Origin of the sequence: Kocuria sp. CCUG 69068 (assembly GCF_020833785.1) — a bacterium.
GTDB classification, from domain to species: domain Bacteria; phylum Actinomycetota; class Actinomycetes; order Actinomycetales; family Micrococcaceae; genus Kocuria; species Kocuria rosea.
This window is the reverse complement of record NZ_PDDL01000093.1, coordinates 1-13,590: the sequence shown is the minus strand read 5'-3', so window position 1 is coordinate 13,590 and position 13,590 is coordinate 1. Positions and strand designations below refer to the sequence as shown.

The 13,590-nt window shown below is 73.5% G+C and carries 10 protein-coding genes; 8 read left to right on the top strand and 2 right to left on the bottom strand.

Annotated elements, in window-relative coordinates; all coding sequences use genetic code 11:
- The 3 genes from CRM73_RS14925 to CRM73_RS14915 all read left to right on the top strand — a co-directional run.
- On the top strand, positions 1-181 hold a 181-nt coding region (locus tag CRM73_RS14925; protein WP_229588277.1), incomplete at its 5' end, for a hypothetical protein.
- A gap of 22 nt (positions 182-203) precedes the next feature.
- On the top strand, positions 204-1,874 hold the full coding sequence (locus CRM73_RS14920) for an FAD-dependent oxidoreductase (RefSeq protein ID WP_229588274.1): 1,671 nt from the start codon (positions 204-206) through the stop codon (positions 1,872-1,874).
- Positions 1,875-2,343: 469 nt separating this feature from the next.
- On the top strand, positions 2,344-6,411 hold the full coding sequence (locus CRM73_RS14915; protein WP_229588272.1) for a Pls/PosA family non-ribosomal peptide synthetase: 4,068 nt from the start codon (positions 2,344-2,346) through the stop codon (positions 6,409-6,411).
- A gap of 112 nt (positions 6,412-6,523) precedes the next feature.
- Here the strand turns inward: CRM73_RS14915 and CRM73_RS14910 are convergent, their stop codons facing one another.
- Complete coding sequence (locus tag CRM73_RS14910; RefSeq protein ID WP_035928176.1) at positions 6,524-7,231, bottom strand: BTAD domain-containing putative transcriptional regulator; 708 nt, start codon at positions 7,229-7,231, stop codon at positions 6,524-6,526.
- Positions 7,232-7,555: 324 nt separating this feature from the next.
- Here CRM73_RS14910 and CRM73_RS14905 point away from each other — a divergent pair, with 324 nt between their 5' ends.
- The gene (locus CRM73_RS14905) at positions 7,556-7,819 is read left to right on the top strand and encodes a hypothetical protein (protein WP_017833496.1); all 264 of its coding nucleotides are present in this window, start codon (positions 7,556-7,558) and stop codon (positions 7,817-7,819) included.
- Positions 7,820-7,937: 118 nt separating this feature from the next.
- On the opposite strand, the gene purB is transcribed toward CRM73_RS14905, so the two are convergent.
- Entirely contained in the window at positions 7,938-9,365 is a 1,428-nt protein-coding gene (purB, locus tag CRM73_RS14900; RefSeq protein WP_017833497.1) for an adenylosuccinate lyase, read from the bottom strand.
- A 167-nt stretch (positions 9,366-9,532) separates the two neighbouring features.
- On the opposite strand from purB, the gene CRM73_RS14895 reads away from it, so the two are divergent.
- From CRM73_RS14895 to CRM73_RS14880, 4 genes are all read left to right on the top strand, one after another.
- Entirely contained in the window at positions 9,533-10,696 is a 1,164-nt protein-coding gene (locus CRM73_RS14895) for a histidinol-phosphate transaminase (protein ID WP_017833498.1), read from the top strand.
- A gap of 56 nt (positions 10,697-10,752) precedes the next feature.
- Positions 10,753-12,060, top strand: a complete 1,308-nt coding sequence (locus tag CRM73_RS14890; RefSeq protein ID WP_229588270.1) for a thiamine pyrophosphate-dependent enzyme — start codon at positions 10,753-10,755, stop codon at positions 12,058-12,060.
- Positions 12,057-13,040, top strand: a complete 984-nt coding sequence (locus CRM73_RS14885) for an alpha-ketoacid dehydrogenase subunit beta (protein ID WP_035928182.1) — start codon at positions 12,057-12,059, stop codon at positions 13,038-13,040. Before CRM73_RS14890 ends, CRM73_RS14885 begins: the two co-directional genes overlap by 4 nt.
- Positions 13,041-13,122: 82 nt before the next feature.
- The coding region (locus tag CRM73_RS14880; RefSeq protein WP_305067807.1) for a biotin/lipoyl-containing protein at positions 13,123-13,590 on the top strand (468 nt) is incomplete at its 3' end.

The window sequence follows — 13,590 nt, the reverse complement described above, 5'->3', positions numbered from 1 at the left end:
GAGCGCGGTGGAGGCCCAGGCCTACGCCCGCGCGGCGCACGTGCTGGGACGGGACGCCCCCGGCTGGGTCGCGGCGTGCGCGGCCGACGGCGAGTTCACCGGTTCCCCGCCCGGCAGCACCCTCCGGCGCCGCCTCAGGACACCGGGCTGGCCGGAGCGGGCGGGCCGCGCGGCGGCCTGAGCGGCGCCGGTAGCATGACCGCATGAGAATCGTCATCGTGGGCGGCGTCGCCGGCGGAATGTCCGCGGCCACCCGTCTGCGCCGCCTGCTGGAGGACGCCGAGATCACGGTGTACGAGCGCAGCGGCCACGCGTCCTTCGCCAACTGCGGCCTGCCCTACCACGTGGGCGGCGTCATCGAGGAGCGCTCCGCGCTGCTGCTGCAGACCCCGCAGTCCCTGGGCGCCCGGTTCGGCCTCGACGTCCGGGTGGGGCACGAGGTCGTCGGCGTCGACCGGGACCGGCACGTGCTGCGCGTCCGGGACCTCGCCTCCGGCCGGGAGGAGGAGCGGGGCTACGACGTCCTCGTCCTCTCCCCGGGGGCCGTCCCCGTCCGCCCGCCCGTGCCCGGCATCGAGCGCGCCCTGGTCCTGCGCGACATCGAGGACACCGACGCGGTCGTGGCCGCGGTCGAGGGCGCCCGCTCCGCCGTGGTCGTCGGCGGCGGCTACGTCGGCCTCGAGGTCGCCGAGCAGCTCGTCCACCGCGGCCTGCAGGTCTCCCTCGTCGAGGCCGCCCCCCAGGTCATGGCCCCGCTCGACCCCGAGATGGTCGAGCCCGTGCACACCCTGATGCGCGAGCGCGGGCTCGACCTGCGGCTGGGGACCACGGTCACCGAGGTGGGGGAGCGCACCGTGACGCTCGACGACGGCACCGAGCTGCCGGCCGACGTGGTCCTCGCCGCGGTCGGCGTCCGCCCCGACAGCACGCTGGCCCGGGCCGCGGGGCTGGAGGTCGGGGCGCGCGGCGGCATCGTCGTCGACGAGCACCTCCGCACCTCCGACCCGGACGTCTACGCCGTGGGGGACGCCGTGGAGAAGCGCGACGCCCTCGACGGGTCCGCCACGCTCGTCGCGCTGGCCAACACGGCCAATCTCCAGGGCCGGCTCGTCGCCGACGTGATCGCCGGCATGGACGTCTCCGACCGGCCGGTGCTGGGCACCTCCGTGGTCGGCGTCTTCGGCCTCACGGCCGCGGCCACCGGCTGGAACGAGAAGCGGCTGCGCGCCGCGGGCCGGTCCTACCGGGCGATCCACACGCACCCCGCGAACCACGCCGGCTACTACCCCGGGGCGGAGGGGATGACCCTCAAGCTGCTCGTGGACCCGGAGGACGACGCGATCCTCGGCGCCCAGGGCGTGGGCGGGGCGGGCGTGGACAAGCGCATCGACGTCCTCGCCACGGCCATCACCGGCGGCATCGCGGCCGCCGACCTCGCCGAGCTCGAGCTGGCCTACTCCCCGCTCTACGGCTCCGCCAAGGACCCCGTGAACATGCTCGGCTACATCGACCGCAACCACCGGGACGGGCTCGTCGAGACCGTCCAGTGGCACGAGCTCGACGACCGCCTCGCCTCCGGCGCCACCCTGCTGGACGTCCGCACCCCGGGTGAGCACACGGCGATGCCGATCCCCGGCGGGATCAACATCGAGCTGGACCAGCTGCGGGACCGCCTCGACGAGATGCCGGAGGGCGAGCTCGTGGTGCACTGCCAGGCCGGCCTGCGCGGCTACCTCGCGGCCCGGGTCCTGGCGCAGCACGGACGGGACGTCGTCAACCTCGACGGCGGCTACCTCACCTGGGCGGCCCGGCCCGACGGCGCCGCGGCGACGCCCTCCGGCGACGACGAGGACCGGGGCTCCCCGGCCGGCTGAGCGGCACCCGGGGCGCGGCGCAGCACGAGGCCCCCGCACGGGAACAGGGACGAGACGGTCCTGTTCCCGTGCGGGGGCCTCGTGCGTGCCAGGACGGCCCGACGCTGGTTCACGAAAGGTAACAGGGGGAATTCTCCTGTCCCCGGAGCTGTGGCCGGGACGGGCGACCGGCCACCCACCTCCCGGCCCGCGGCGCGCGCCGGGGGAGCGTCCCCGACCGTCGACCCCCGGCCCGGGAACCGCACGATTGCAGTCGAAAACGTCTCGCAGAGCGAGATGCGGGCTGTGATCTTTACCACTGGAAACCGATCGCGCGGTCGGCATCGCCCCTGGCAGCTCCACCGACGAACGCATCGATAACGGAGGAATAACGCCGCCGTGACGGATCCGTGAGGAGGCCATAACACCCCGCTCCGTAGAACGGACGTGCCGGTAACACCGGTGTTACGTGCATCGAAAGGAGTTGGACATGACCTCAGTGCCACATCGCTCTCACCGCCGCGAGGAGGCTGCGGCGGCAGAGCGAGTGCTGTGGGACGAGGCCGCCGCGAAGGGAGGCCCCGCCGGAGCAGCTCCGTGGACGGAGCCCTCGACCCGGGGCGTCCGGAGCACGGAGACCAAGCCCACCCGGCTGCACCACTTCTTCGAGCGCAGCTGCGACCTGACCCCCGACGCCCAGGCGCTGCACGCCGACGGCCGGGCCTACACCTACGCGGAGCTCGACGAGCTCGCCAACCGCCTGGCCCACCTGATCACCGGCTACGGCCTGAGCGCGGGCGACCGCGTCGGGATCCTGCTCCAGCGCTCCACGATGCTCTACGCGTCCCTCCTGGCGATCCTCAAGACGGGCGCCACCTTCGTCCCGATCGACCCGAACCTGCCCGCGGACCGCGTGCAGTTCATCGCCGAGGACTCCGACCTGTCCCTCATGCTGACCTCCGCCGAGTTCGTGGCCCTGGTCGAGGACGCGCCCGCCGACGTCGTCGACGTCGGCCGGATCGGCGAGCGGCTCGGGGAGGCGCCCGCGCACCGCCCGGTCGTCCGCCACGAGGGCGACCCCACGTGCTACATCATCTACACCTCGGGCTCGACCGGCCGCCCCAAGGGCGTCGAGGTCGCGCACTCGAGCATCTGCAACTTCATCGAGATCGTGCCCGAGGTCTACGACGTCCGCTCCGAGGACCGCGTCTACCAGGGCATGACCATCGCGTTCGACTTCTCCATCGAGGAGATCTGGCCGACCTGGGCCGTGGGCGCCTCCCTGGTGGCCGGCCCCACCGACGACGCCCGCCTGGGACAGGGGCTCGCCGAGTTCCTGCAGCGCATGGAGATCTCCGTGCTCTACTGCGTGCCGACCGTCCTGGCCACCCTCGAGCACGACCTGCCCCGCATCCGCAGCATCCTGGTGGGCGGCGAGGCCTGCCCCGCCGACCTCGTGGAGCGGTGGTCCACCCCCGAGCGCCGGATGCTCAACACCTACGGCCCCACCGAGGGCACCGTGACCGCCACGTGGGGCGAGCTCGCCCCCGGGCGGCCCGTGACCATCGGCAAGCCCCTGCCCACCTACGAGGTGCGGATCCTCGACGAGGAGATGAACGAGGTCGCCGACGGCGAGCCGGGCGAGATCTGCATCGCCGGCCCCGGCGTGGCCCGCGGCTACGTCAACCTGCCGCACGTCACCGAGGAGCGCTTCCGCCCCCACCCGGACGGGCCCCGGGCCGGACGGATCTACCGCACCGGCGACCTGGGCCGGTTCATGCCCGACGGCGAGATCGAGTACCTCGGCCGCGCCGACAGCGAGGTGAAGATCCGCGGTCACCGCGCGGACCTGCAGGAGATCGAGAACGTGCTGCGCCGGGAGGACGCGGTGGCGGACGCCGCCGTGAAGCTCACCTCCGGCGGCGACGACGTCGCGGCGTTCCTCACCCTGCGCGCCCCGGTGCGCGACGAGCGCGCCCTCTTCGAGCTGCTCCACGACTCCGTGGTCGCGGCGCTGCCGCCGTACATGGTGCCGTCCTTCTACGAGATCCTGCCCGCGATGCCGATGATGGTCAGCGGCAAGGTGGACCGGAAGAACCTGCCGGACCCCAGCACGCCCCGCTTCGTCACCACGATGGGGCTGGTCCCGCCGGCGACGGACGCCGAGTGGGGGATCACGGAGGTGTGGTCCAAGGTCTTCCGCATCCCCGAGGACCAGCTCTCCGTGGAGGCGGACTTCTTCATGGAGCTCGGCGGGCACTCGCTGCTCGCCGCGACCGCCACGTCCGAGCTGCGCCGCGCGCACCCGGACCAGGACATCTCCATCGCGGACATCTACACCTACCCGACCGTCCGGGACCTGGCGCGCCACCTGGACGCCGCCCCGGCGTACGTCCCCGCCGCGGCCGCCCCGGACGACCGCCCCGCGCCGCTGCACCACACCAGCGGCCGCGTGGCGCTGTGCGGCCTCGCGCAGGTGACGACGATGGTCCTGGCGGCCATGCTCGTCGGCTCCCCGCTCGCCGCGGTCCTGTACTCCTACGGCGGTCAGTTCAGCTACGCCCTGATGTGGGACATGCTCCTGGTGGGCGTCCTGGTCTCGGTGCTCGCCCGCGTCCTCCTGCCGTTCCTCGGCTCCCGCGTGCTGGGACGCTTCGTCAGACCGGGGCACCACGCCCTCTGGGGCCGGCAGTACTACCTGCTCTGGTGCATCGACGGACTGACCCGGCTCTCGCCGCTCAACCTCCTCACCGGCACCCCGATGGCCGCCGTCTACCTGCGCCTGCTGGGCGCCAGGATCGGTCCGGACGCCCACGTGGGCACCGCAGCCATCGGCCTGCCCTCGCTCGTCACCGTCGGCGCCCGCGCCAGCATCGGCTACAACTCCTCCGTGCAGACCGCCCAGGTCGAGGAGGGGTGGGTGACCATCGCGCCGGTGCACATCGGCGACGACGCGTTCGTGGGGGCCAACGCCCTCCTGCAGCCGGGCACCCGGATCGAGGACGGTGCCCGCCTGGCCGAGCAGTCCCTGGCCTCCCGCAACCAGACGATCCCCGCCGGCGAGCACTGGCTGGGCTCCCCGGCCCGGCCCGGTGACGGGGACGACGAGCTGCTCGAGCGGATGGAGCGGCGCCCGCTGCCCAGCGGCCGCTGGCCCGCCCCGCTGGCGGCCGGCCTGCTCCTGGGCTGGCTGGTCCTCGAGCTGATGCCCTTCGTCCTGGTGCTCCCGTCCTTCCTGATGATCTGGGCCGCGGCCCTGGAGTTCGGCCTCCCCGTGGGGCTCGCCCTCACCCCGGCGGTCGGCGTCGTCTACGTGCTCACGGTCTGCGCCGTGGTCGCGGGCGGCCGGAAGATCGTCCTGCGCCGCACGCCCACCGGCATCCACCCCGTGCGCAGCGGGCTCGGCGTGCGCAAGTGGATGGCGGACCAGCTGCTCTCCACCAGCCTGGAGAGCACCAACGCCCTGTACGCCACGATGTACACGGTCCCCTGGCTGCGCGCCCTGGGCGCCAAGGTCGGCCCCCGCTCCGAGGTCTCCACGGTCGGCCACATCGACCCGGACCTCCTCACCCTCGGCGAGGGAAGCTTCGTCGCGGACATGGCCAGCGTGGGCAGCGCCGTCTACCACCACGGTCACCTGTACATGGAGCGCACCGTGGTGGGCGACCGCTCGTTCGTGGGCAACGCCGCGTTCGTGCCCTCGGGCACCCGGATGGGCGAGGGCTCCCTGGTGGGCGTCGCCTCGGTGCCCCCGGCCGACGTGCCGGACGGCACGTCCTGGCTGGGCTCGCCCGCCATGTTCCTGCCCCGCCGGCAGGACAGCGGCAACTACGACGAGAGCCTCACCTTCCGGCCCTCGCGCGGCAAGGTGGCGGCCCGCCTCGTCATCGAGGCGCTGCGCATCACGGTCCCGCCGGCGCTGATCGGGCTGATCGGCTACCTGGGCCTGCTCGCCTCGGTCGCCCTGGTGCCCGAGCTGACGCTGCTCGGCTTCGTGGCCGTGCTGCCCCTCGTCGCGCTGGCCACCGGCCTGACCGTGGTCCTCGCCGTCGTCGTCCTGAAGTGGGCGATCGTGGGCCGGTACCGCCAGCGCGTCGAGCCGCTGTGGGACAACTTCGTCCGGCGCAGCGAGTTCGTCACCGGCGTGTACGAGTCCGCGGCGGTCCCCGCCCTCATCGGCGGTCTCGTGGGCACGCCCCTGATCGGCCCGGTCCTGCGCCTGTTCGGCGCGCAGATCGGCCGGCGGACGTACATCGGCACCACCTACCTGACCGAGTTCGACCTCGTCCACATCGGCGACGACGCCGCCGTCTCGACGGACGTGTCGCTGCAGACGCACCTCTTCGAGGACCGCGTGATGAAGATGTCCCACGTGGAGATCCTGCCCGGGGCCTCCGTCGGTGCGCGCTCGATCGTGCTCTACGACACGACGGTCGGCGCGGGTGCCTCGGTGGACGCCCTGTCGCTGGTGATGAAGGGCGAGCAGCTGCTGCCCCACACCGCCTGGCGCGGCATCCCGGTGCGGTCGGCCACGGCCGCCCTGACCTCGGGACGATGACCCGGCCATGACCGCCCAGTGGACGTCCCCGCGACCCGGCAGCGGGTCGCGGGGACGCCGTTGCCCCGCCGCCGGGCACGCACCGGCCGGGACGGCCCCGGGCGGGAGCGCGTCAGGCGCTGCGCATGTGGCCCATCAGCTGGGTGATCTGGGGGGAGGGCGGCGCTCCGAGCTCGTCGGCCATCGTGCTGCAGAAGCTGCGGAACGTCTGCAGGGCCGGGGCGTTGTTGCCGAGACCCAGGTCCGCCTCGATCGACACGCGGACCGCGCTCTCCCGCAGCGGGTCCAGGGCCCGGACGTTGTCGGCGAGCACGTGGGCCCGGTAGAAGTCGCGGTGCTCCAGGGAGAGCCGGGCGAGGTGCTCCACGGCGTTGACGTACAGGGTCCGCAGCCGGTCCTGCTCGGCCATCACCCAGCCGTCGTACCAGCCGGGCAGAAGCTGGGCGCCGTCGGGGGACAGGAACCAGGGGTCCTCCGTCACGGGCGCCGTGGCGGTGGCCGCCCGGTCCAGGGACGCGCGCAGCTCGTGCAGGTCCACGGTGACCGTTTCGGCCAGGGCGATGTTGTTGCCGCGGGCCCCGACGGCTCCGGGCACCTGGCGCGAGATGTTGAAGACGGTGGTGCGCAGGCTGCCCATCGCGCGCTCCGCGGTCCGGTCGGGCCACAGCAGCTCGCCGAGGAACCGGCGCGGCTTGGGACCGAGGACGGCGAGCGCGGCCAGCAGGCGCTGCTGCCGGTGGCCCAGGGCCAGCACGGTGCCGTCGAGCTCGACCTCGACGTTGCCGAGAAGCCGCAGCCTGATCGAGTGTTCCCCATCCATTGTCATGATCCCCCACTGTCATGATCACTGTCCCCGGTGCGCCCGGAGCCTGCCTTCCCCCGAAGGCCGTAGTCCGAGCACCGTCCTCTCCGGTCCCGCGGACCAGGATCCAGGTCCGCCGCGAGAGAGGGTTCAGGCACCGATGATCCCGGGCAACGCCCCGTGAGTCAAAAGCGAACGCCCGGAGTGCGTCAAAAGCAAACGAAAACCCAGGCGGCCGGCACTCGACCCCGGTGGAGGGTGGTGCGCAGGACCGCACCGTGGTATACGACTGATCCCCGGACCGGCGGTGCCGGCCGGGGCACGAGCTCAGGAGTTCTACCGATGACCGACCAGCGACCCGTCACGGGCGTCCGCACGGACCCCCTCGGGAACATCGTCGCCCTGTGCAATCCCGCGGAGGTGTGGTCCCCGCGGTCGACCACCCGGATCATCCGGGACATCGAGAGCGAGGTCCACCTCTACTACGTCCCGGGGTCGTCGGGGCAGCTGCGGGTCCGCGTGGTGTCCGCCGGGTGCGAGAAGCGGCTGTGGGCCGCCCCGGAGGACACCGTGTGCAACAACCTGCACGACCTCCCGTCCGTCTGATCCGCACGGACTGATCCGCACGGACTGATCCGCACGGGCCGATCCGCGCGGCACGGGGTGCCCGGGCGCGTCCCGGCGCCCCGTGCCCGGGCACCCCGTCGTCACGCGGGGCGCGGGCTCACAGGAAGCGCACGAGGTCCGCCGCGATGCCCGTGTAGGTGGCCGGGGTCAGCCCGGACAGCCGCTGCTCCGCGGCCGGGGACAGGCCCAGGCCCGCCACGAACTCCTGGAGTCGGGCGGCGTCCACCCGGCGGCCGCGGGTCAGGTCCTTGAGGCGCTCGTAGGGGTTGTCCATGCCCTCGACGCCGGCGATCGCCTCGGCGCGCATGACCATCTGGACCGCCTCCGCGAGGACCTCCCAGTTCGCGTCGAGATCGGCGGCCAGGACCGCCTCCGCCACGTCGAGGCGGGCCAGGCCCTTGCTCACGTTGGAGACCGCGAGCAGGGAGTGCCCGAAGGCCACGCCGATGTTGCGCTGGGACGAGGAGTCGGTGAGGTCGCGCTGCCACCGGGACGTCACGAGCGTGGCGCCGAGGGCGTCCAGCAGGGCGTTGGAGAGCTCGAGGTTCGCCTCGGCGTTCTCGAAGCGGATGGGGTTGACCTTGTGCGGCATGGTGGAGGAGCCGGTGGCGCCCTCCACCGGGATCTGCTGGAAGTAGCCGATCGAGATGTAGGACCACACGTCGGTGCAGAAGTTGTGCAGGATCCGGTTGAACCGGGCGAGGTCGGCGTAGAGCTCGGCCTGCCAGTCGTGGGACTCGATCTGGGTGGTCAGCGGGTTCCAGGACAGGCCCAGGCCCTCCACGAACTCGCGCGAGACCTCCGTCCAGTCCGCGTCCGGGACGGACGCGTAGTGGGCGGCGTAGGTGCCCGTGGCGCCGTTGATCTTCCCCAGGTACTCGGTGCGCTCGATCCGGGACAGCTGGCGGCCCAGGCGGTGGGCGACCACCGCCATCTCCTTGCCCAGCGTGGTGGGCGTGGCGGGCTGGCCGTGGGTGCGGGAGAGCATGGGGGTCTCCGCCGCGGACCCGGCCAGCGCCGCGACGTCGGCCACGAGCGCCCGGGCCGCGGGCAGCCACACGTCGGTCGTGGCGTCCTTGACCCCCAGGGCCCACGCCAGGTTGTTGATGTCCTCGGAGGTGCAGCCGAAGTGCACGAGGGGGACCAGGTGCTCCAGTCCCAGGGCGGGCAGCCGGCGGCCGATGTAGTACTCCACGGCCTTGACGTCGTGGACCGTCACGGCCTCGATCTCCGCGAGCTCCGCGACCGAGTCCGTGTCGAAGTCCGTGACGACCCGGCGCAGCCCGGCGATCTGCTCCTCGGTCAGGGGCGCCAGCCCCGGCAGCACCGACCGCTCGGCGAGGTGCAGGAACCACTCGACCTCCACATGCACGCGGTTGCGGTTGAGGGCGGCCTCGGAGAGGTGGTCGACCAGGGGCGCGACCACGGGCTGGTAGCGGCCGTCGAGGGGCCCCAGCGCGACGGGCGGGACGGCGGCGGCGAGCGCCGCGCGCCCTGAGGACAGGATGCGATCGGTGTTGGGCATGGGCACATTCTTCCACGGCCCCCGCGCGCTCCCGGGCGGACGAATTGTCGTCCGCCGCCAACTTTCGCGGAACCCGGTTGTAGCTTTCGCCCCGAAAAGCAGCGGGTCGTCCGGAGGGGCGTCATCGACCGGGGGAACCCCGGGGGTGCGGGGATAGCATGACCTCCATGAGTACCAGCGACGCTACCCGCACCCTGGCCGGCACCGCCCCGGCCTCGGGCCCGGCCACCGCCACCACCCCGGCGGTCCGGCCGCGCCCGGCTCTGTCCCGACTTCCCCGCTACGCGGCCGGCAAGCCCCCGGTCGTGGTGGACGGGCTCGTGTCCTACAAGCTGTCCTCCAACGAGAACCCGTTCGGGCCCGTGCCCGCCGTCAAGGAGGTCCTCGCCGGCTGGGACGCGGTGCACCGCTACCCCGAGACGACCTCCGCGGAGCTGCGGGAGGTGCTCGGCGAGTTCCTCGGCGTTCCCGCCGAGGACATCGTCACCGGCGCCGGCAGCCTCGGCGCGCTCAACCAGCTGCTCGGCGCCTTCGTGGGCGCCGGCGAGGACGGCACCCCGGACGAGGTGGTGCACGCCTGGCGCTCCTTCGAGGCCTACCCGATCAGCATCGGGCTCTCCGGCGGGCTGGGCGTCCCGGTCCCGAACCGCCGCGACGGCTCCCACGACCTCGAGGCCATGGCCGCCGCGGTCACCGCCCGGACGAAGGTCGTGCTGCTGTGCACGCCGAACAATCCGACGGGCCCCAGCCTCACCACCGCGCAGGTCGAGGAGTTCCTCGCCGCCGTGCCGCGCGACGTGATCGTGGTGATCGACGAGGCGTACCAGGAGTTCCAGCGCCGCGACGACCTCGTCGACGGCGTCGACCTGTACCGCCGGCACCCCAACGTCGTCGTGCTGCGGACGTTCTCCAAGGCCCACGGTCTGGCCGGGCTCCGGATCGGCTACTCCGTGGCCCGCCAGGAGATCACCCAGTACCTGCGCCAGGCGTCCCCCGCGTTCTCCGTGACCGACCTCGCCCAGCGCGCGGCGATCGCGTCCGTGCGCCACTACGACCAGGTGGCCGAGCGCGTCCAGCGGGTCGTCGACGAGCGGGAGCGGGTCCTCGCCGGGCTCGACGGGCTCGGCTGGCCGTACCCGCAGACGCAGGCGAACTTCGTGTGGCTGAACCTGGGCGAGCACAGCGGGGGCTTCGCCGAGCTGTGCGACGCCCACGCCCTGTCCGTGCGCCGCTTCGGCGACGAGGGCGTGCGCGTGACCATCGGGGAGCCGGAGGCCAACACCCGGTTCCTGGAGCTGTGCGCGCAGTTCCCCCACCCGCCCGTGCTCTGATCCTCGGCCGCGCCGGCCCGGCTCCCTCCCGAGCAACCCGAAAGGACGTCCTGCCCATGGATGCCGCCCCATCGTCCCCGGCCGCCCCCGTGCCGGCCCGCACCGTGCCGACGCCGGAGGTGCGCACGCGCCTGGTGCGGCTCCTCGACCGGGACGGCCGGCTGAGCGCGGACCCGGTCCTGTCCCCGTACGTGCGCGACGTCGACGCCGAGCAGCTGCGCGGGCTGTACCGCTCGATGGCGCTGGCCCGCCGCTTCGACGAGGAGGCGACCAACCTCCAGCGGCAGGGGCAGCTGGTGCTGTGGGCGCCGATGCGCGGGCAGGAAGCAGCCCAGGTGGGCTCCGCCCGTGCGCTGCGCCCGGCCGACCACGTGTTCCCGACCTACCGGGAGCACGCCGTGGCCATCGAGCGGGGCGTCGAGCCCGCCGAGCTGCTCACCGTGTTCCGCGGGCACAGCGCCGGGGGCTGGCGGCCCAGCCGGCACCACATGAACGTCTACTCCATCGTGCTCGGCTGCCAGGTCCCGCACGCCGTGGGCTACGCCATGGGCATCGACCTGGACCGGCGGACGGCCGAGGCGGAGGGCCGGGAGGCCGAGCCGGCGGCCGCGGTCGTCTACTTCGGGGACGGCACCTCCACCCAGGGCGAGGTCCACGAGGGCATGGTCTTCGCCGCGTCCTACGACGCCCCGGTGGTCTTCTTCGTGCAGAACAACCAGTGGGCCATCTCGGTGCCGTTCCGCACCCAGTCCCGCGTGCCCCTGGCCGAGCGCGCCGCGGGGTACGGCTTCGAGGGGATCCGCGTGGACGGCAACGACGTGCTCGCGGTGCTGGCGGCCTCGCGGTACGCGCTCGAGAAGGCCCGCGCCGGCCAGGGCCCGGTGCTCGTGGAGGCCGAGACCTACCGGCTCGGGGCCCACACCACCGCGGACGACCCCACCAAGTACCGCCTGCGGGAGGACGAGCAGCACTGGAGCGAGCTCGACCCGCTGCTCCGTCTCGAGGCGCACCTGCGCGAGGCCCACGGCACCGGCGACGACTTCTTCGCCGACGTCGCGGCCGACGCCCAGGCGTTCGCCGACCAGGCCCGCGCCCTCGTGCTGGCCATGGACCCGCCCGCGTTCGAGGACTTCTTCGACCGGCCCTACGCCGAGCCGCACGCCCTCGTGGAGGAGGAGCGCGCCTGGTACGCGGCCTACCAGGCGGGCTTCGCCGACACCGACACCGACACCGACGACGACGCCGGGCCGGGCCCCGCCGGACCGGACCGGGGCACGCAGGCCGCGGGGCTGACCGTGGCGGCCGACCCCGTGGCCGGGGCCCCCGACCCGCAGACCGCCGGCACCCAGGAGGACCTCGCATGAGCACCGCACCGGACCTGACGATCGCGAAGGCGGTCAACGCGGGCCTGCGCCGGGCCATGGAGGAGAACCCCCGGGTGCTGCTCATGGGCGAGGACATCGGCTCCCTCGGCGGCGTCTACCGCGTCACCGAGGGGCTCAAGGCGGACTTCGGCGCCCACCGGGTGATGGACACCCCGCTGGGGGAGGCCGGGATCGTGGGCACCGCCATCGGGCTCGCCCTGCGCGGCTACCGGCCCGTGTGCGAGATCCAGTTCGACGGCTTCTCCTTCCCGGCGTTCAACCAGATCACCACGCAGCTGGCCAAGATGCGCAACCGCACCAACGGGGACGTCACCGTCCCCGTGACGATCCGCATCCCGTACGGCGGGGTCATCGGCTCGGTGGAGCACCACTCGGAGTCCCCCGAGGCGCTGTTCGCGCACACGGCGGGGCTGCGCATCGTCACGCCGTCCAACGCCCAGGACGCCTACTGGATGACCCAGCAGGCCATCGCGTGCGAGGACCCCGTCATCGTCTTCGAGCCCAAGCGGCGGTACTGGCTCAAGGGCGCGGTGGACGTCGAGCGCCCGACCGCCGACCCGTTCTCCGCGCAGGTCGTCCGTCACGGCGAGGACGCCACCGTGGTGGCCTGGGGCCCCCTCGTGCCGGTCGCGCTCGCCGCGGCGCAGGCGGCGGAGGAGGACGGGCGCAGTGTCGAGGTGATCGACCTGCGCTCGCTGTCGCCGATCGACTTCGACACCCTCGAGGACTCCGTGCGCCGGACGGGCCGCCTCGTCGTCGCCCACGAGGCCCCGACCTTCGGCGGCCTCGGCGGGGAGATCGCCGCCCGCCTCACCGAGCGGGCGTTCTACTCCCTGGAGGCACCGGTGCTGCGGGTGGGCGCCTACCACCTGCCGTACCCGGTGGCCGCCGTCGAGGACCAGTACGTGCCTGACCTCGACCGCATCCTCGAGGCCCTGGACCGGTCCTTCGCCTACTGACCCCGCCGACCCGGTCGCCGGCCCCCGGGCCGGCGGCACCGCCGCCGGCCCGGGGGCCGCGCGCGAGAGAGGAAGTACTGACATGCCCCAGATCTTCAACCTGCCCGACGTCGGCGAGGGCCTGACCGAGGCGGAGATCCTCGCGTGGAAGGTCGCACCGGGGGAGACCGTCACGGTCAACCAGGTGCTCGTCGAGATCGAGACCGCGAAGTCCGTGGTCGAGCTGCCGTCCCCGTACGCCGGCACCGTCCTGGACCTGCTGGCCGCCGAGGGCAGCACGGTCGAGGTCGGCGCCCCCATCATCGCCGTGGGCTCCCCGGGCGAGTCGGCGGAGCCCGCCCCGGCCTCCGGCGTCCCCGGGATCCTGGGGGAGGGCGGGGAGCCCGGTGCGGACCGGCCGCTCGTCGGCTCCGGGCCCAAGGCCGACCCCGTGCGGCGGCGGCGCCGGGCGGTCCCGCCGCCGGCGCCGGAGGCCGAGCCGGAGCCGGCCCGGCCCGCGGGCTGGACGGAGAAGCTGTCCCGGGGCCCGCTGGGCGCCGGGCTCGGCGGT

Bases quoted from the DNA above. Each gene is read 5' to 3' on its own strand.
- CRM73_RS14890 (WP_229588270.1), top strand. From the start codon at position 10,753: ATGGATGCCGCCCCATCGTCCCCGGCCGCCCCCGTGCCGGCCCGCACC.
- CRM73_RS14895 (WP_017833498.1), top strand. From the start codon at position 9,533: ATGAGTACCAGCGACGCTACCCGCACCCTGGCCGGCACCGCCCCGGCC.
- CRM73_RS14910 (WP_035928176.1), bottom strand. From the start codon at position 7,231: ATGGATGGGGAACACTCGATCAGGCTGCGGCTTCTCGGCAACGTCGAG.
- CRM73_RS14920 (WP_229588274.1), top strand. From the start codon at position 204: ATGAGAATCGTCATCGTGGGCGGCGTCGCCGGCGGAATGTCCGCGGCC.
- purB (WP_017833497.1), bottom strand. From the start codon at position 9,365: ATGCCCAACACCGATCGCATCCTGTCCTCAGGGCGCGCGGCGCTCGCC.
- CRM73_RS14905 (WP_017833496.1), top strand. From the start codon at position 7,556: ATGACCGACCAGCGACCCGTCACGGGCGTCCGCACGGACCCCCTCGGG.
- CRM73_RS14885 (WP_035928182.1), top strand. From the start codon at position 12,057: ATGAGCACCGCACCGGACCTGACGATCGCGAAGGCGGTCAACGCGGGC.
- CRM73_RS14915 (WP_229588272.1), top strand. From the start codon at position 2,344: ATGACCTCAGTGCCACATCGCTCTCACCGCCGCGAGGAGGCTGCGGCG.